This is a genomic window from Photobacterium rosenbergii (assembly GCF_033022775.1).
In the GTDB taxonomy this organism is placed as follows: domain Bacteria; phylum Pseudomonadota; class Gammaproteobacteria; order Enterobacterales; family Vibrionaceae; genus Photobacterium; species Photobacterium rosenbergii_A.
Genome location: NZ_JAWJZI010000008.1, coordinates 57580 through 75376 on the forward strand (window position 1 = coordinate 57580; position 17797 = coordinate 75376).

Consider the following 17797-nt stretch of genomic DNA (forward strand, 5'->3'; position numbering starts at 1 on the left):
TGAAAACAATACCAGAAATTGAACACCATCGGCTATCCGTGGAGGGTGCAAACCCAAGCTGATCCAAGAAGCCAAGCGACCTTGGTCAGTGCTCTCCCAAGCTTGATATAATAAGCCATATTGACAGTGTCGCCTATGGCAAATGGCCCGACGAGGTTTTTCATATTCGAAAAATTAGAACTTAGCCACCACTTTTGCCCCGGAAAGCTGAGTTATGCTCTGCTATTGCCCACCAAGGCAGCCCGTGCAGAAATGAATGCATAAAAAAACGCCGGACAAGGTCCGGCGTTTCTGAAATCGTTTGATGCGCAATGACCGATTAGGCCAGTACCATTCCAGGCTGAGCAAAGGTTACAGGAACCTGCTGTTCATCCGTGAAGGTCGACCACTCATACGCTTCCTGATCAGCAAGCACTGCACGCAGTAGCTTGTTGTTAAGCGCATGGCCTGACTTGTAAGCCACCATTTCGCCAATGATATTGTGGCCACACATGTAAAGATCGCCAATGGCGTCCAGTACCTTGTGGGTAACAAGCTCGTTGTCGAAGCGTAGGCCTTCGTCATTGAGGATACGGTAATCGTCAAGCACGATAGCATTGTCAAAGCTACCACCCAGGCACAGGTTTTGTGACTGGAGGTATTCGATATCACGCATGAAGCCGAAGGTACGGGCACGGCTGATATCTTTAACAAAAGACTGGCTGGAGAAATCCAGTACCAAACGCTGCTGCTCTGATTCAATCGCCGGGTGGTTAAACTCGATAGCGAAATCCAGACGGAACCCGTTGTAAGGACGGAGTTCTGCCCACTTGTCACCATCTTCGACGCGAACAGTTTTCTTGATACGCAAGAAGCGCTTAGGCACATTCAGGGTATCGATGCCGGCAGACTGCAGCAGGTAGATGAACGGGCTCGCACTGCCATCCATAATAGGGATTTCAGGTGCATCAACTTCGATAATAACGTTATCGATACCCATTCCTGCCAACGCAGCGTTAAGGTGCTCAACCGTTGAGATACGTACGCCTTGCTCATTGACCAGGGCAGTACACAACATGGTGTCGCGGACCGAATCTGCATCTGCTGGAAAATCAACAGGCGGATTCAAATCGGTACGGCGATAAATCACACCAGTGTTTGCAGCAGCAGGACGAAGAATAAGCGTCACTTTACGGCCAGAGTGAAGTCCCACCCCAGTCGTTTGCACAATGCTTTTCAGTGTACGTTGTCTTATCATCTGCTTTTCTCAACTATAAAATTGCCATGATATCGGCCCCTATCCTTCGTCAAAATAAGGACAGGGACGCACATCATATCACTTTTTAACCAGTTTCCCAAAATTAATTGCGCGCTTAGTCAGCTTGCTTGCGCAAAAATGCTGGGATATCCAAGTAGTCGTGATCCGCCTGAGGCTTAGGATTTGCTGCCGTTGCCGCCTGCTGGTTCGCCGGTTCCGCCGCCGGAGCTGGCTGGTTTAGTGGCGCAGCTTTAGCTTCTTCAGCAGGTGCTGCCGCAGGGGCTGGTTTCTCAGCAGCGACGGCCTGTACTGGCTTCGCAGTACCAGTTACCAAGGTGATATCTGGCTTGCATTCTTTGCCAATCCCCGTAGCAACAACCGTTACACGTAGCTCGTCAGACATTTCAGGGTCAAGCGATGTACCGATAACAACCGTTGCGTTGTCAGAGGCAAAGGCTTTCACCGTATTACCTACAGTTTCGAACTCATCCAGACGCATGTCCAGGCCAGCGGTGATGTTAACAAGCACACCGCGAGCACCAGCTAGATCGATATCTTCTAGTAGCGGGCTCGAAATCGCCATTTCAGCCGCTTCTTCAGCACGGTCGTCACCAGTGGCAACACCGCTACCCATCATGGCATGGCCCATTTCAGACATCACTGTACGAACGTCCGCAAAGTCGACGTTGATCATGCCCGGACGGGTGATCAGCTCGGCAATACCCTGAACGGCGTTTTTCAGTACGTCGTTAGCCTTGGCAAACGCATCAAGCAATGTGATGCCACGGCCAAGTACTTTCAGCAGCTTTTCGTTAGGGATAGTGATCAACGAGTCAACGTGCTTAGACAGCTCCTCGATGCCCTGCTCGGCAAACGCCATACGCTTTTTGCCTTCGAAGCTAAATGGCTTAGTCACCACCGCAACAGTCAGGATCCCCAGCTCTTTCGCTACCTCAGCAATGATTGGCGCCGCACCAGTACCGGTACCGCCGCCCATGCCGGCTGCGATGAAAATCATGTCAGAGCCTTCAAGCTCAGCTTTAATCGCTTCGCGATCTTCCAGTGCCGAGTCACGACCAACCTGAGGGTTGGCACCCGCACCCAGACCTTTGGTGATAGCCCCACCGATCTGGATCACTGTACTTACATTGGTTTTACGTAGTGCCTGAGCATCAGTGTTCACACTGATAAACTCAACGCCTTCGATTGATTCACGTACCATGTGATCGACAGCATTACCACCACCGCCGCCAACGCCTATGACTTTAATTACCGCTTCGTCAGACATTTCCATCATCGGTTCAAACATGTGTTCTCTCCGTCCATCCTGTTCGCATCAGGTTTTAAAATTCTTTTCTTAACCAGCCACTTAGCTTAGAGAAAAAGCCAGAAACAGAACGTTTCTGCTCAATTTCGCTGTCATCAAATGTCTGACTATCCTTTCCGTAATGCAGTAGACCTACTGCAGTCGCATAATGTGGGAATTGCACATGTTCGGTCAGCCCTGTCACGTTAAGTGGCAGACCAACTCTAACCTGGTTGCTGAAGACACGCTCGGCGCACTCCACCAGGCCTTCCATCTGGGCCGCACCGCCAGTCAAGACGATACCAGCTGCCAACTGGTGCTTCACTCCCGCATTACGCAGTTGTTCTTGTACTTCTATCAGCTTCTGATTAACCAGTCCCAACAGCTCGCTGTAACGGGGCTCTATCACTTCCGCCAATGTTTGGCTCTGCAGGCTACGCGAAGGTCGACCGCCAACACTCGGCACATCTACCTTGGCATCCTTGCTAACAAGTTCGCTTAGCGCACAGCCATATTTCACTTTAATTTCCTCGGCATCACCCAATGGGGTGCCGAAAGCATAGGCAATGTCACTGGTTACCACATTGCCCGCATAAGGAATCACGGCCGCATGGCGCAATGCACCACCGGTCCAGACAGCGATATCCATAGTACCGCCGCCGATGTCGACCACGCAGACACCCAGTTCACGCTCATCAGGCGTCAACACCGCGTGGCTGGCAGCCAAGCCGGAGAAAATAAGCTGATCGACTTTGAGGTCACAGCGCTCTACCGCCTTGACGATATTACGCGCCATGTCGTTATGGCAGGTGATCAAATGAACACTGGCTTCCATGCGTACCCCAGATAGACCAACAGGGTTTTTAATTCCCTCTTGATAATCAATAGCAAATTCCTGAGGAATTACATGCAAAACTTTATGTTCGTCACTAATTTTTACCGATTTAGCGGTATGGATGACATTGTCTACGTCATCCTGAGTGACTTCTTTATCAGAAATCGGCACCATGCCTTCTTCTGTCTGGCAGCGAATATGCTTGCCCGACAAAGACAAAAATACCGATGAAATCTGACAGTCAGCCATCAACTCAGCTTTGTAGATCGCGCCCTGTACCGATTTGACTACAGACTCGAGATCATTCACACCGCCTTTGTCCATCCCACCGGACGGACTGCTACCTTCACCGATGACGTTAACTTCGCCATCCGGTAGCACTTCACCGACCAAAGCACTGACTTTGGACGTGCCAATATCCAGGCCTACTATCAGTTTTTTATCTGCCGCCTTCGTCATAGCGCCTACTCTTATAGTTCTCTTAAGCCAAACAGGCTGCGGCCGAGCCGATCTATTTGGTCTCGCTTTGCTCTGGGTCAGTGACCCAGCCTACAGCAGCTCCGGTATCATAGCGTAAGTCTATGTACTCGATAGCCTTTCCTTGCTGTTCTAATTGCGGGGATAAGGCAATGAAACGTTCAATTCGCTCCATCCGCTCCTTACGCCCTAATTCAAGCCTGACGCCGTTGGTTAACCAAACCCGCCAAGCCCGACGTTCATTCAATGCCAGCGTAGCAATTTCAAAGCCCGCATGCTGTAACCTCGGTTGCATTTCGCGCAATGCGCTCAACACTTCGAGGCTGGTGCCATCCGGCCCTGCCAGACCCACCAGCATTTGGCCGGACTGCTCGGGAGGAGCCTCAAAGACTTCCCCTTCCTGGTTGACCATCGCGCGGCCATTCCAGGAAGCCGCAGGCTCTTGCTCGACCAAAAATACCTTGAGGGTATCGGGCCACTGCTTGCGCACTGCTGCCCTGGCCACCCAAGGCATGGCCTCTAGCACATGTTGAATTTCATCAACGTCCTGGGTCATGAAACTGCCAAGCTGCTCAAGGTGCATAATCCCTTCCCGGACATCACCGGGCGTTAGGTAATGCAACTCACCTTGAATCACCAGCTGTGACAACGGCAGCCGGTTGGCATCTGTCATCCAGTTGATTGCCGCGCTGAACAGCCAGGCAACAAACCCGATCACAAAGAGAAAAAAAGCCAGTCCCCCACGGTGGTGTAACGGCGCCGCAGAGGAAAACGATATTCTTTTTAGGACACTATCAGCCATAAATAGTTTAATCCCGATGTCATAGCCGATATTTACCTAGCAAAAGCGGCAAGGCCATTCCCTCAACCCTTTCCGCTTTCTCGCGTAAAGTTGACAGATTATAGCGAGCAAGCAGCGGCTCTCCAACATCTGAAAGCCGATTCCTCGCAGATCTCTGGCTATAAGCTTAAATCAAAGCAAAAAACAAGCCAAATATATATTTTTTATACGGTATTATTACTGACTCATTTGCTCAATATTCAGTTGCATATCCGCAAGCTGTCGAGCAATCTTGCCAACATCACCAGCACCTTGTGTCAGAACTAAATCATCATTTTGTAGAATATTTGCCAACGCTGACGGCAAAGCATCGATAGTCGGCACGAAAATCGGATCAAGTTTGCCACGGCCACGAATAGTACGGCATAACGCACGGCCATCAGCACCGGCAATCGGTACTTCACCAGCAGCATACACATCCAGCATGACAAGCACATCAACCTGCTCGAGTACATTGGCAAAATCGTCATACAGATCACGGGTGCGGCTGTAGCGGTGCGGCTGGAATACCATTACCAAACGCTTGTCTTCCCAACCTGCGCGCGCAGCCTGAATCGTCACGTCCACTTCGCTCGGGTGGTGGCCGTAATCGTCAACCAGCATCACTTTACCGTTACCGGTCTCGAACTCACCAAGGTGATCAAAGCGTCGGCCTGTACCTTCGAACTCAGCCAGTGCACGGGTGATCGCCTCATCGGCCACGCCTTCTTCCGTTGCCACCGCAACAGCGGCTGTCGCGTTCAGGGCATTATGCTTACCCGGGATGTTCAGTTTTATCTCAAGGGCAGACTTGCCTTTACGTAGTATCGAGAAATGTCCTTGCTGGCCGCGCTGATCATAATCAACCAAACGCACATCTGCATCCTCAGAAAAGCCGTAAGTGATCACCTGGCGGCCAATTCTTGGAAGAAGCTCACGCACGACAGGATCATCAATACACATAACCGCCAAACCGTAGAACGGCAGGTTGTGCAGAAAATCGACAAACGTCTGCTTCAGCACTTCGAAGTCGCCGCCATAGGTATCCATATGGTCCGCTTCGATATTGGTCACCACACACACCATCGGCTGCAGATGCAAAAATGATGCATCACTTTCGTCGGCTTCGGCAATCAGATAACGGCTTGAGCCAAGGCGGGCATTGGTCCCCGCACTTTTCACCAGACCGCCGTTGACGAATGTCGGATCCAAACCTGCTTCAGAGTAGATCTGGGTAACCAAAGCCGTTGTCGTCGTTTTGCCGTGGGTACCGGCAATGGCAATACCATGGCGGTAGCGCATCAGCTCAGCCAGCATCTCTGCTCGGCGTACTACCGGAATACGCAGCTCACGGGCAGCAGCCAACTCAGGGTTGCTCTGATCAATCGCCGTCGAGGCAACCACCACGCTAGAGCCTTCGATGTTGCTCGCTTGGTGACCGAAGAAAATCTCGGCACCCTTGCTCGCCAAACGGTTGGTCACGGCATTCGGTGCCAGATCAGATCCGCTGACGTGGTAACCTTCGTTAACCAAAACTTCTGCGATACCGCTCATGCCGGCACCGCCGATCCCAACAAAGTGGATGCGCTCTACGCGGCGCATCTCTGGCACCATGGTTCTAATTTTTGCTAATTGCTGGTTATCCAGTTTACTCATCACTTTGTCTCGTCTTATTGCTTTGCCAACGACTTGATCACCTCCGCCACCCGGCGGTCAGCATCAATAATCGCTGCGTCCCGTGCCGCCTGCGCCATCTTGGCCAGCTGTGCACGGTCTAATTGTTGTAAGGTGTCGGCCAGACCTTCTACCGTCAGATCAGGCTGTTCAATCATTTTTGCCGCGCCGCACTGCACCAGATGGTCGGCATTGAGCGCCTGCTGGCGATCCTTGTGCATGAATGGCACAAATACCGCACCAAGACCGGCAGCCGATAGCTCAGAGACGGTCAGGGCCCCCGAGCGGCAAACAACGATATCAGCCCAGGCATAAGCCGCGGCTACATCGTCGATAAATTCTGTGACGTGGTAGTTGTCACCCTGCGCATCGGCATACTGGGCGTAATCTTGTTCGGTTTGCGCCTGCGCACCTTTACCGGCCTGATGCCATACTGTGACTGTATCGCCCAGCATACCCGCAACTTGAGGCAGAGTTTGGTTAAGGATGCGTGCCCCCTGGCTGCCTCCCATCACCAATACCCGAATAGGCCCGTCCCGCTCGGCAAAGCGTTGCTCCGGCGCAGCCAATTCGACAACGTCCTGACGGACTGGGTTACCCACCACTTCGCGGTTTGGGAAAGCGCCCGGGAATGCCTGAAGCACACTCGCCGCAATGCGTGAAAGCCACTGATTAGTCAAACCGGCGACCGCGTTTTGTTCATGCAAAATCACCGGTACGCCCGACAGCCAAGCCGCGACGCCACCCGGCCCGCTGACATAACCGCCCATGCCGAGTACCGCATCTGGCTGCCACGCTTTGATATATTTTCTGGCCTGCAAAATTGCACCAACAATCTTGAAAGGCGCTGCCAACAAGCGGGTAATACCCTGGCCGCGCAAGCCCTTAACCTTGATAAAGTCGATGTCGATGCCGTGCTTTGGCACCAACTCGGCTTCCATACGGTCGGCAGTGCCGAGCCAGCGAATTTCCCAGCCTTCTTGCTGCAAACGCTTGGCAACGGCCAAGCCCGGGAAGACATGGCCTCCGGTGCCGCCCGCCATCACCAGCAAGCGTTTATTCTTGTTCATTGTCATTTTCTTCTACTTCCGGATCCGGCATCGCTTTAGCAGCGATGCGCTGCTCGTAGTCAATCCGGATCAAAATGGCGACCGCAGTAGCCATAATAAATAAACTGGAGCCACCGTAACTGATCAGTGGCAAGGTCAAGCCCTTGGTCGGTACCATGCCGGCGGCCGCGCCGACATTGACCAAGGTCTGGAAAGCAAACCAGAAGGCAAAGCCAAAAGCGAGGAAACCGCCGTATAACTGCTCGGTCTGCAAGCAGCGGCGGCCAATCATCAAGGCTTTAAATACCAAAGCGAAGATAAGCAGCAGCACCACAGTGACCCCGATAAGGCCAACTTCCTCGGCCAGTACCGCAAATACAAAGTCAGTGTGGGCCTCGGGCAAATATTCCAGCTTCTGGATTGAGTTGCCCAGCCCCTGGCCCAGCCATTCACCACGGCCAAAGGCCATCAGGGATTGGGTAAGCTGGTAGCCGCTACCGAATGGATCATCCCACGGGTCGAGGAAAGAGGTAACACGGCGCCAACGGTACGGCTCGAAATAAATCAGGGAGGCAATACCGACACCCGCCGTGGCTATCATCACGATGAATTGCCACAGTTTGGCACCGGCGATAAACAGCATGCCGACCGTGGTAACGAACATCACGACAAACGAGCCGAGATCGGGCTGTTCAAGCAGCAAGGCACCAAGCAGGACAAGTACCAGCAACGGCTTGGCAAAACCAACAAAGGTTTCACGCACTTGCTGGTACTGACGTACCAGATAGCCGGATAAAAACAGAAACAGGGAAAGTTTGGCGACTTCGGCAGGCTGCAGGTTGAAAATCCCGAGCGGGATCCAACGCGATGCACCGTTTACCGAGCGACCGACACCCAGTACCACAATCAATAGCACTATCGATACGATCAGCATCGGCACGCTGTACTGGCGCCACTTCTCTAGCGGGATCATCAGCACAAAACTGGCCAGCACCAGTGAGCAGAATAGAAAGAAGCCATGGCGCAGGGCAAAATAGAACGGCATATCCGTCAGGCGGGTCGCGATCGGCACCGAGGCAGACGTAACCATCACCAAGCCTGTTGCCATCAAGGCTAATGCAATCCAGACCAGTTGCCTGTCATACGGGCTCTGTGCTGCCGGTTTTGTCATCCAATCAAAAAACTGCCCCATCCCTTCCTTTACCGCTCCTGCCATCAGCTGTCCTTGCCTACCTGGTGCTGTAGCGTCTGTGCCAGTTCGACAAACGTGTCACCACGCACCATAAAGTTAGCAAATTGATCGAAGCTCGCACAGGCCGGAGATAACAAGATCATATCTCCCGCACAGGCTGTTTGTGCAGCCTGTGACATGGCTTGCGCCATGGTCTCGACCATCACAGGGTTATCGACCAGCGGCGCAAAATGAGTGCCGTCGCGGCCAAAGCAGTACAACTGAGCATCTAATGTTGCCAGAACGGGTGCCAGTTCGGAAAAGTCGGCCCCCTTGCCATCACCGCCTACCAGCAAGTGAAGCTTGCCATTGAGCTGCAAACCATTGAGTGCCGCCAAGGTACTGGCAAGATTGGTGGCCTTGGAGTCATTGACCCATTTCACGCCATGTTGCTCAGCCACCAGCTGGCAGCGGTGGGCCAAGCCGTTGTAGCGACGCAGCGCACGGCACGAGGCCTCGCGCTCAATACCTACTGCATCCGCCAGCGCCAGGGCCGCCAGGCTGTTGGCGACATTGTGGCGGCCGACCAAGGCAATCTCGTTGCTTGGCATTACCGGCTTGCCAGCGATAGCCAGCCACTCTTCGCCTTGGTGCTCGGCCAAGCCGTAACGCTCGCTGCTCTCACTGCTACCGGTGTTGTTACCGGTATTGAGGCCAAAGCTGACCAGCCCAATCTCACGACCATCAGTATCCGGCTTGGTCGCCAGATCTTCGCGGTTGAAAACCGCCAGCTCGGCATGGTTGAAAATACGCATCTTGGCCGCGCTGTACTGAGCCAGGCCGCCAGGGTACCTGTCCATATGGTCTTCAGACAGGTTGAGGTAAGCCGCTGCTTTGAGCGACAGACTCGAAGTAGTTTCCAGCTGGAAGCTGGACAGCTCGAGGACATACAGGTCGTGATCTTCTGCCAGCATATCCAGCGCAGCAAAGCCGATGTTGCCGCCAACACCAACGTTGATGCCGGCCTCTTTGGCCATTTCGCCAACCAGGCTGGTCACAGTGCTCTTGCCGTTGGAGCCTGTGATCGCGACCACTGGCTTCTCTACCGCACGGGCAAACAGTTCGATATCACCGACAATTTCAATCCCCGCAGTAGCTGCTTGCTGCAGCTGCGGAGTAGCCAGGGCGATGCCCGGGCTTGAAACAATCAAGTCGGCAGTCATCAGCCAGTCCATCTGCCACTGACCACTGCAAAGTTGAACCGAGTCAGGGAGCTGTTCGCGGCCCGGAGGGTGCTCACGGGTATCAATGACCTTGATGTCCAACGGCTGAGTTGCCCTCAGCAGATGGTTCACCACCGACAGGCCGGTCATACCCAGCCCGATCACTACCACCTGCTTTACGCCTTCCAAGCCTTTCATCTTAACGTACCTTCAGGGTTGCCAGCGCGATCAGTACCAACATCAGGGTAATGATCCAGAAGCGCACGATAACGCGTGGCTCCGGCCAGCCTTTCAATTCATAGTGGTGGTGGATTGGCGCCATGCGGAAGATACGCTGGCCACGCAGTTTGTATGAGCCAACCTGCAGGATCACCGATACCGTTTCCATTACGAACACACCGCCCATGACAACCAGCAATAGCTCTTGGCGAACCAAAACGGCGATAGTGCCCAATGCGCCACCTAGTGCCAGCGAGCCTACATCGCCCATAAAGACTTGAGCCGGATAAGTGTTGAACCACAAGAAGCCCAGACCTGCACCGACAATCGCGGTACAGACAACCACCAGCTCACTGGCATCTTTGAGGTAAGGAATGTGCAGGTAGTTGGCAAAGTTGACGTTACCGGTCGCCCAAGCGATGAACGCCATACCACCGGCTACCATTACGGTCGGCATAATCGCCAAGCCATCTAGACCATCGGTTAGGTTAACAGCATTACTGGTACCAACAATCACGAAGTAGGTGAAGACGATGTAGAACAAGCCAAGTTGTGGCATCACATCTTTGAAGAAAGGTACCACCAGCTGGGTGGCAACGGTGTCCTGGCCATGAACATACAGTGCAAAGGCCACACCCAGTGCAATCACTGACTGCCAGAAGTATTTCCAACGGGCGATCAGGCCATCGGTATTCTTGCGTACCACCTTACGGTAGTCATCAACAAAACCAACTGCACCGTAGCCCAGCATCACGGTCAGTACCGCCCAAACATACGGGTTAGTCAGATCAGCCCAAAGCAATACCGTGATCGCAATAGAGGCTAGGATCATGATCCCGCCCATTGTCGGGGTACCACGCTTGCTAAAGTGTGACTCAGGGCCATCGTGGCGAACCACCTGGCCGATCTGCAGCATCTGCAGGCGGGCAATCAAACGCGGGCCCATCCACAACGACAGCATCAACGCCGTCAAGATGCTGATGATGGCGCGGAAAGTCAGGTATTCAAACAGTCGAAAAAATGGAAATGTCGATTCCAGTAAATCAGCTAACCAGTAAATCATTCTTTATGTTCCTGCAGTGCAACAATCACATCTTCCATGCGGGAGCTACGCGCTCCTTTTGCTAGCACTGTCACTTGGATGTTGTCTTCATTGAGCAAAGGATCAAGCTGTTGGTGCAACGTCTCAATCAATGCTGTTTTATCGTTAAAATGTTGGCCGTTGTTGAGCGTACTGACGATTTGGCTCGCTTGGCCAAATGTCAGCACCTTGTCGAGGCGACGCGCGCGCGCATACTCTGCAACTTCTTGGTGCAGGGCTGCACTGTCATCACCCAACTCAGCCATATCCCCCAGCACAAACCAGCGCTGGCCATCAAAACCGGCCAGCAAGTCAATCGCGGCCTTTACAGACGCAACACTGGCATTGTAGGTATCATCGACCAACCTCAGGTTAGGGCGCGGCTCGGTCACATCGCCACGGCCTTTCACATTCGCCACACCACCTAGGCCAGCCTGTACCTGCTCTGGTGTTGCCCCCATCGCCATAGCCAACGCTGCGGCAGCAAGAGCATTGGCGACATTATGACCACCTGCCAGCGTCAAACTGACCGGAAATGTTGCCAAGGGGGTGCGCATTGTAAAGCAAGCGCGCCCCATACTGTTAATGTTTATGTCAAGAGCGTGAAAATCTGCGTCAGCTTGAGTCGCAGAAAACGTCTGCAGCTGATGCTTGTCCAGCATTGACTGCCATTTTTCCTGGGCATTAGAGTCTAGATTGATAATCGCGACGGCGTCTTTACCGCGCGCTTCCAAGCCTTCGAAGATCTCCCCTTTAGCTTTCGCCACCCCGTCCAGCGAACCAAACCCTTCTAGATGGGCGGCAGCCAGGTTGTTGATCAAGGCCACTTGCGGCTTGACCAGATTGGTGGTGTAGGAAATCTCTTTCTGGTGGTTGGCACCGAGCTCAATCACCGCAAACTCATGCTCTGGCTCCAAGCGAAGCAGGGTCAGCGGCACGCCAATGTCGTTATTGAAGTTGCCGCCCGTTGCCAGCACCTTGCCTTTTTGCGCCAAAATAGCCGCCGTCATCTCTTTGACCGTGGTTTTTCCACAGCTACCTGTCAAAGCGACCGTCTTCAGGCCGTGATGCTGCTCCATCTCGGCTTTTAGCCAAGCGCCAAGCTGGCCTAACGCCTGGTGGGTATCATCAACCACCAGCTGTGGGAGCTCAACCGGTAAGTGCTTGCTTACTAGCAATGCTGCTGCACCTTGCTCTTTGGCGTTCTGGCAGAAGTCGTGGGCATCAAAGCGTTCGCCGATCAAGGCAATAAACAGGGTATCATCCGCGATCTGGCGGGTATCGGTCGAGACAGCCGAGATAGTCGTGTCAGCGCCAATCAGTTGGCCATCCAATACGTCAGCCAATAGAGAAAGTTGAACCGGGATCATCCCTTTGCCTCCAGCAATTCGGCGACCGTTTCACGGTCGGAGTAATGAATAGTGCGGTCAGCCAAGATTTGGTAATCCTCATGGCCTTTACCCGCAACCAGAACGATGTCATCGGCACCGGCTTGGGTAAGTGCCCACTGACATGCTTCGCGGCGGTCATGAATGGTATGGGCGAGTTCCGGCTTCGCCAAACCTGCCAGCATATCTGCCATAATCGCTTCCGGCGCTTCGCTACGCGGGTTGTCATCGGTCAGGATCACCTGATCTGCCAGATTTTCCGCCGCCACGGCCATCAAAGGGCGCTTGCCGCGATCACGATCGCCGCCACAACCGAAAATGCACCAGAGTTTGCCATGGCAGTGTACGCGCAGCGCCTGCAGGGCTTTTTCCAGTGCATCTGGGGTGTGAGCATAATCAACAACCATCATAGGTTTGTCAGGCGTTTGAAAAACTTCCATGCGCCCGGTTACCGCCTGAAGCTGCGGCGCCGCAGCCAATAAAGCCGCCATTTCATGGCCTGTCGCCAGTAAGGTGGCCAGTGATAACAGCAAATTAGTGACATTAAAAGCGCCAACCAAAGGTGCGGTAAACTGCCCGGCCCCCCAGCTGGAATCAAAAGCAACAGTCACGCCCTTTGCGCTGTATTCAACCGATTCCAGCCAAAGTGCCTGACCTTGATGGCCTGCAACATTTTCCTGCGCCATGGCCACTGCGACTGCCTGCGGCAGATCAGCAAGCCATTCACGACCAACTTCATCATCGGCATTGATCACCGCTACACCACTCTGGTGCTCGGTAAACAGGGTTTTCTTCGCAGCGGCATAACTTGCCATGTCACCGTGGTAATCAAGGTGGTCACGGCTCAGATTGGTAAAAATGCTGGCCTTGAACGCAAGGGCTTTCACCCGCCCCTGCACCAAGCCATGGGAAGAGACTTCCATCGCAGCAAAGCGGGCACCTTGGCCTGCCATCTTGCCCAGTTCGCAAGGGATTTCCAATGCGCTGCCCGTAGTATTGGTCGCAGGCTGGATTTGCCCCAACAGACCATTACCTGTGGTCCCCATCACTCCCGCAGGCTTGCCCAGCAGCATTGCCCACTGCGCCAGTATCTGGCTGATGGTGGTTTTACCATTGGTTCCCGTTACGGCAACCACTTCGATCTGTTCATCCGGAGCGCCATAAAAGCGCTTGGCAATTGCCGACAGCGAGTCACCAAGAGCAGGGAGATAAATCACGGCACCGCCGACGGTATGCTCAAGAGAAGGCTGCTCGGTATCGGCCTCTGCCAATACAACAGCCGCACCGGCTTGCTGCGCTTTGGTGATAAACTTGCGGCCATCGACAGTGTGGCCCTTCACGGCAACGAACATCTCACCGGCACTGATCTGCCGGCTATCAAGGGTCATCCCAGAAATGGTCTCTGCCGCCAAGGATTCAGGCAGGCAAAGGCCCTCCAGCCATGGTGACAACAGCTCACCAACAGCATGTATTTGTTTAGGTTCCGGCATGGGTATTGCCTCTGTGGTTCACAACGGTTAAATCTTCAAGCGTTCCCGCATCCGGCGGGATATTCAAAATCTGTAAAGCGCTCTCCATTACTTCGGAGAAAATCGGGGCAGCAATCGCACCACCGTAATAAGCATCACCCTGAGGCTCGTTGACCACCACAACCATCGCCAGTCGTGGGTTGCTGATCGGGGCCAAGCCAGCAGTCATCGCCACATATTCATCGCTATAGCCACCGGCGGCAGCTTTTTTCGCCGTACCCGTTTTGGCACCGACACGATAGCCAGGAACAGCCGCTCGGCGGGCACTGCCCCCTTTATGGGTAACCAGCTCAAGCATATTGAGCAGTTTGCGGGTATTTTCAGCCGATACCACCTGGCGCCCTGGCACCACGGCCTCGGTCTTGAGAATAGAGAGCGGTCGGTTTACACCCATTGCGCCAAGCGTGGCATAGGCACGAACCAACTGAATTGGGGTAACAGAAATACCGTAGCCGAAAGACAGCGTTGCACGCTCAAAGTCAGACCAACGACGGCGATCAGGGAAGAAGCCTTGTGCCTCACCGATCAGGTTGATACCCGACGCATCGCCCATACCGACGCTGCTGTACATCCCCAGCACAGCATCAACCGGCATCGCCAGCGATAGCTTACTGACACCTATATTACTGGATTTCTGCAAGATTTTGGCAAGGTTCGCTTTGCCGACACGGGATACATCGCGCACCCGGCTACCACCGATCTGCATCAGTCCGTTGCCGGTATCAATCACCGTCTCTTCATCGGCAACGCCGTTTTCCATCGCCGCCAATACCACAAACGGCTTGATGGTCGAGCCCGGCTCCATCGCATCGGTGATCGCCCGGTTACGCATCCTGAAGCTCTGCAGCTGGTCACGGTTGTTCGGGTTGTAGGACGGTGCATTGACCATCGCTAGTACCTCGCCGGTACGCACATCCACCATAACCACCGACGCTGAAGTTGCCTGGTAATCAGCAACGGCCTGTTTTACTGCACGGTATGCAACAGCCTGTAAGCGCTGGTCGATACTCAGGCTAAGTGACTGGCCCGGTTCCCGTTTTTTGAGGGAAATGTTTTCAACTACCCGACCATAGCGGTCTTTACGCACGGTACGGCGGCCCGGCTCCCCGGTCAGCCAACCATCGTAGGTTCGCTCTACGCCTTCAAGACCGTGGCTGTCGATGCCCGTCACACCGATCAGGTGAGCGCTGACTTCACCTGCAGGGTAGAAACGGCGGGATTCGTCTTTAAGACCAATGCCGGGTAGTTTGAGTTTGCTGACGTAGGCAGCCATTGCGGGGCTGACCTGACGTTGCAGGTAGATAAAACGGCGTTTGCTGTTCTTCTCGAGGCGCGTCATCAGACCTTGGCGATCCAGCCCCAGCACATCAGCCAGCGCATACCAACGCTCGGCCTGAGCCAAGCCACCATTTTTGAAAATCTGGACCGGATCAGCCCATACCGCCTGGACAGGCACACTGACCGCCAGCTGTTCACCGTTGCGATCGGAAATAATGCCGCGGGCAGAAGGGAGCGCCTTAACCCGCAGCGAGCGCAGGTCACCTTCCTGGATAAGCTTGCCTGGCTCTAGGACCTGGATGTAGGCCGAGCGCGCAATCAGCGCGACCATAGCCAGTAAAATACATGTACAAATAACACCAAAGCGCCACGGGATAAATGCCGGTGGCGCTTTTTGGCGGCGTTGATTCTGTTTGTCAGAACGCTTGAAGGGTTTTGTTATTTTCATTATTTAACAATAATTTCGCTATCACGGGATGGACGCTGCATCTCCATCTCCTGTTCGGCTAAACGTTCAATTCGACTGTGCTCGGCCAGTGAACTTTCTTCAAGGATCTGATTTCGCCACTCGATATCAAGCTGATCCCGCTCAATAAGCAATTGCTCCTGCTGGGCAATCAGTTGGCGTGAATGGTGGGTGATCAAGACCACCCCCATGGCAGAAATCAGTACCAGAACCAACATTATCAGCGGGATACGGCCGACAGAGATCAAATCCCGACCAATAATCTGGGCCAGGTTGTCCGTTGGTTCCGGCTGCTGGTTCATAGGCGTTCAGCCAGTCGCAGTACAGAGCTACGGGAGCGAGCATTGTCGCTCACTTCATTTTTCGATGGTTTGATCGCTTTACCGACCGGCTTGAGATCAGCACTACCCAGTGCTTTGATCTGCTCTTCCGTCAAAGGCAAGCCAGCTGGGACTTCCGGCCCTTTGCTCTGCTTGCGGATAAAACGCTTAACCATACGATCTTCCAGCGAGTGGAAGCTGATCACCGACAGGCGACCACCGGTTGCCAAGATATTCACTGCACCTTTCAGCGCTGTTTCAATCTCTTCAAGCTCGCTGTTGATGTAAATACGGATTGCCTGGAAGCTACGGGTAGCCGGGTGCTTATGCTTATCCTTGAACGGTGATACATCCGCGATCAGCTTGGCCAGCTGAGTGGTACGGGTCAACGGCTCGTTTTCAGGATCTTCACGGTAAGCCACAATGCCACGGGCAATACGCTTGGCAAAACGCTCTTCACCAAACTCTTTTAATACCCAAGCAATATCATCGGCTTCGGCTTCTGCCAGCCAATCAGCGGCAGAAATGCCCGATGTTGGGTCCATACGCATATCAAGCGGCCCATCGCGCATAAAACTAAAGCCACGTTCGGCATCGTCCAACTGCGGCGAGGAAACGCCAAGATCTAATAGCACACCATCAACACGGCCAATCAGATCGCGCTCTTCCATGTATTTTTCCATGCCAGAAAACGGGCCATGAATAATATTGAAGCGTGGATCATCAATCTTCTGGGCTTCGGCAATCGCCTGGGGATCGCGGTCAATACTGTAAAGGCGTCCGTTTTCACCTAGCTGGGATAGGATCAGGCGGCTGTGTCCACCGCGACCAAATGTACCATCGATGTAGATACCATCTGGCTTGATGGCCAAGCCATCAACAGATTCATGAAGTAAAACCGAGACGTGCTCAAACTGTTCAGACATAAGTAATTATTCAGCTCTTGTAAAAGCGAGCCAACCCGTTAGTCAACAAGTAGGCATAAAATCCAGTAACAGTGGAAATTCATTAACTTAGGCTATTAAAACACTGTTTTAAAAGCATTTTCCGCAAATTCCCACCGCAAAGTGTACGTATTTGATAAAAAAGATGTCAAGCCGAGGGCCGCAATTCTAACAATCACTTGAAACTTATCGCGGAGGCTAAAGCAGAGGCCAACGGTAAAATCACCGGGCCCAAAACGACAAAAGGTGATGTAAAGCCTCATTTGAGACCTCACATCACCTTTCGTACTTAAAGGGGTGAGTTGGCCGATGAGCCGGGTTCTGTCCCGCTTGCGCGGTGGTAACCATTCCTCTAGGCCTGCAATCACTCACAGGCTCAAGCAACCTACCCGTCCCCAACGCGGGCCACGCCATTAGGGACCTATTTGGTCTTGCTCCGGGTGGAGTTTACCGTGCCACGAACTATTACTAGCCGCGCGGTGCGCTCTTACCGCACCCTTTCACCCTTACCTGTGCACCACTCCGAAGAATGGGCCATCGGCGGTCTGCTCTCTGCTGCACTGGTCGTAGGCTCGCGCCTCCCAGACGTTATCTGGCACCCTGCCCTGTGGAGCCCGGACTTTCCTCCCCCCCGTCAGTCTCCCAAAGGACATCAACGAGGCAGCGGTTACCTGGCCAACTCAGGCGGGCGATTGTATAGGACTTGGCTCACAGTTACCAGTGAAAAAGCCGACAAAAGCGCGAAGCGGTGGAAATAGCAACAGGTGGCTATAGGCCATT

14 protein-coding genes and 1 other RNA gene are annotated in these 17797 nt (G+C 53.6%); all 15 read right to left on the reverse strand.

Annotated elements, in window-relative coordinates:
* Positions 1–319: 319 nt before the first annotated feature.
* The 15 genes from lpxC to rnpB all read right to left on the reverse strand — a co-directional run bounded on the left by lpxC (position 320) and on the right by rnpB (position 17700).
* Positions 320–1237, reverse strand: a complete 918-nt coding sequence (gene lpxC / locus R2X38_RS17910; RefSeq protein ID WP_317523698.1) for a UDP-3-O-acyl-N-acetylglucosamine deacetylase — start codon at positions 1235–1237, stop codon at positions 320–322.
* A gap of 115 nt (positions 1238–1352) precedes the next feature.
* Positions 1353–2546, reverse strand: a complete 1194-nt coding sequence (gene ftsZ / locus R2X38_RS17915) for a cell division protein FtsZ (RefSeq protein WP_317523699.1) — start codon at positions 2544–2546, stop codon at positions 1353–1355.
* 34 nt (positions 2547–2580) lie between these two features.
* A complete protein-coding gene (gene ftsA / locus R2X38_RS17920) occupies positions 2581–3837 on the reverse strand; it encodes a cell division protein FtsA (protein ID WP_317523700.1) in 1257 nt (418 codons plus the stop codon).
* Positions 3838–3889: 52 nt separating this feature from the next.
* A complete protein-coding gene (locus R2X38_RS17925; protein WP_317523701.1) occupies positions 3890–4657 on the reverse strand; it encodes a cell division protein FtsQ/DivIB in 768 nt (255 codons plus the stop codon).
* 216 nt (positions 4658–4873) lie between these two features.
* Positions 4874–6331 carry a UDP-N-acetylmuramate--L-alanine ligase gene (gene murC, locus R2X38_RS17930; RefSeq protein ID WP_317523702.1) on the reverse strand — a complete coding sequence of 486 codons (1458 nt, stop codon included), beginning with the start codon at positions 6329–6331 and terminating at the stop codon, positions 4874–4876.
* Positions 6332–6345: 14 nt separating this feature from the next.
* Entirely contained in the window at positions 6346–7419 is a 1074-nt protein-coding gene (gene murG, locus R2X38_RS17935; RefSeq protein WP_317523703.1) for an undecaprenyldiphospho-muramoylpentapeptide beta-N-acetylglucosaminyltransferase, read from the reverse strand.
* The gene (ftsW, locus tag R2X38_RS17940; RefSeq protein ID WP_317523704.1) at positions 7406–8614 is read right to left on the reverse strand and encodes a cell division protein FtsW; all 1209 of its coding nucleotides are present in this window, start codon (positions 8612–8614) and stop codon (positions 7406–7408) included. The genes murG and ftsW overlap by 14 nt, the downstream gene beginning before the upstream one ends.
* Positions 8614–9990, reverse strand: a complete 1377-nt coding sequence (gene murD, locus R2X38_RS17945) for a UDP-N-acetylmuramoyl-L-alanine--D-glutamate ligase (protein ID WP_317523705.1) — start codon at positions 9988–9990, stop codon at positions 8614–8616. The genes ftsW and murD overlap by 1 nt, the downstream gene beginning before the upstream one ends.
* Before the next feature lies 1 nt (position 9991).
* The gene (gene mraY, locus R2X38_RS17950) at positions 9992–11074 is read right to left on the reverse strand and encodes a phospho-N-acetylmuramoyl-pentapeptide-transferase (protein ID WP_317523706.1); all 1083 of its coding nucleotides are present in this window, start codon (positions 11072–11074) and stop codon (positions 9992–9994) included.
* Positions 11071–12462: a UDP-N-acetylmuramoyl-tripeptide--D-alanyl-D-alanine ligase gene (gene murF / locus R2X38_RS17955; RefSeq protein ID WP_317523707.1), complete on the reverse strand. Its 1392-nt coding sequence runs from the start codon at positions 12460–12462 to the stop codon at positions 11071–11073. The genes mraY and murF overlap by 4 nt, the downstream gene beginning before the upstream one ends.
* Complete coding sequence (murE, locus tag R2X38_RS17960; protein ID WP_317523708.1) at positions 12459–13970, reverse strand: UDP-N-acetylmuramoyl-L-alanyl-D-glutamate--2,6-diaminopimelate ligase; 1512 nt, start codon at positions 13968–13970, stop codon at positions 12459–12461. The genes murF and murE overlap by 4 nt, the downstream gene beginning before the upstream one ends.
* Positions 13957–15735 (reverse strand): peptidoglycan glycosyltransferase FtsI, encoded by a 1779-nt coding sequence (gene ftsI, locus R2X38_RS17965; protein ID WP_317523710.1) that lies wholly within the window; start codon positions 15733–15735, stop codon positions 13957–13959. Before ftsI ends, murE begins: the two co-directional genes overlap by 14 nt.
* A complete protein-coding gene (gene ftsL, locus R2X38_RS17970) occupies positions 15735–16055 on the reverse strand; it encodes a cell division protein FtsL (RefSeq protein WP_107300032.1) in 321 nt (106 codons plus the stop codon). The genes ftsI and ftsL overlap by 1 nt, the downstream gene beginning before the upstream one ends.
* Positions 16052–16999, reverse strand: a complete 948-nt coding sequence (gene rsmH / locus R2X38_RS17975) for a 16S rRNA (cytosine(1402)-N(4))-methyltransferase RsmH (RefSeq protein WP_317523711.1) — start codon at positions 16997–16999, stop codon at positions 16052–16054. Before rsmH ends, ftsL begins: the two co-directional genes overlap by 4 nt.
* 312 nt (positions 17000–17311) lie before the next feature.
* Positions 17312–17700, reverse strand: an RNA gene (gene rnpB / locus R2X38_RS17980) — RNase P RNA component class A.
* Between the last annotated feature and the right edge of the window lie 97 nt (positions 17701–17797).

Excerpts from the sequence above, each read along its gene's own strand:
- ftsI (WP_317523710.1), bottom strand. The coding sequence starts at position 15,735 with ATGAAAATAACAAAACCCTTCAAGCGTTCTGACAAACAGAATCAACGC.
- murG (WP_317523703.1), bottom strand. The coding sequence starts at position 7,419 with ATGAACAAGAATAAACGCTTGCTGGTGATGGCGGGCGGCACCGGAGGC.
- ftsZ (WP_317523699.1), bottom strand. The coding sequence starts at position 2,546 with ATGTTTGAACCGATGATGGAAATGTCTGACGAAGCGGTAATTAAAGTC.
- murC (WP_317523702.1), bottom strand. The coding sequence starts at position 6,331 with ATGAGTAAACTGGATAACCAGCAATTAGCAAAAATTAGAACCATGGTG.
- mraY (WP_317523706.1), bottom strand. The coding sequence starts at position 11,074 with ATGATTTACTGGTTAGCTGATTTACTGGAATCGACATTTCCATTTTTT.
- rsmH (WP_317523711.1), bottom strand. The coding sequence starts at position 16,999 with ATGTCTGAACAGTTTGAGCACGTCTCGGTTTTACTTCATGAATCTGTT.
- murF (WP_317523707.1), bottom strand. The coding sequence starts at position 12,462 with ATGATCCCGGTTCAACTTTCTCTATTGGCTGACGTATTGGATGGCCAA.
- murE (WP_317523708.1), bottom strand. The coding sequence starts at position 13,970 with ATGCCGGAACCTAAACAAATACATGCTGTTGGTGAGCTGTTGTCACCA.
- ftsW (WP_317523704.1), bottom strand. The coding sequence starts at position 8,614 with ATGGCAGGAGCGGTAAAGGAAGGGATGGGGCAGTTTTTTGATTGGATG.
- R2X38_RS17925 (WP_317523701.1), bottom strand. The coding sequence starts at position 4,657 with ATGGCTGATAGTGTCCTAAAAAGAATATCGTTTTCCTCTGCGGCGCCG.
- ftsL (WP_107300032.1), bottom strand. The coding sequence starts at position 16,055 with ATGAACCAGCAGCCGGAACCAACGGACAACCTGGCCCAGATTATTGGT.
- murD (WP_317523705.1), bottom strand. The coding sequence starts at position 9,990 with ATGAAAGGCTTGGAAGGCGTAAAGCAGGTGGTAGTGATCGGGCTGGGT.
- ftsA (WP_317523700.1), bottom strand. The coding sequence starts at position 3,837 with ATGACGAAGGCGGCAGATAAAAAACTGATAGTAGGCCTGGATATTGGC.
- lpxC (WP_317523698.1), bottom strand. The coding sequence starts at position 1,237 with ATGATAAGACAACGTACACTGAAAAGCATTGTGCAAACGACTGGGGTG.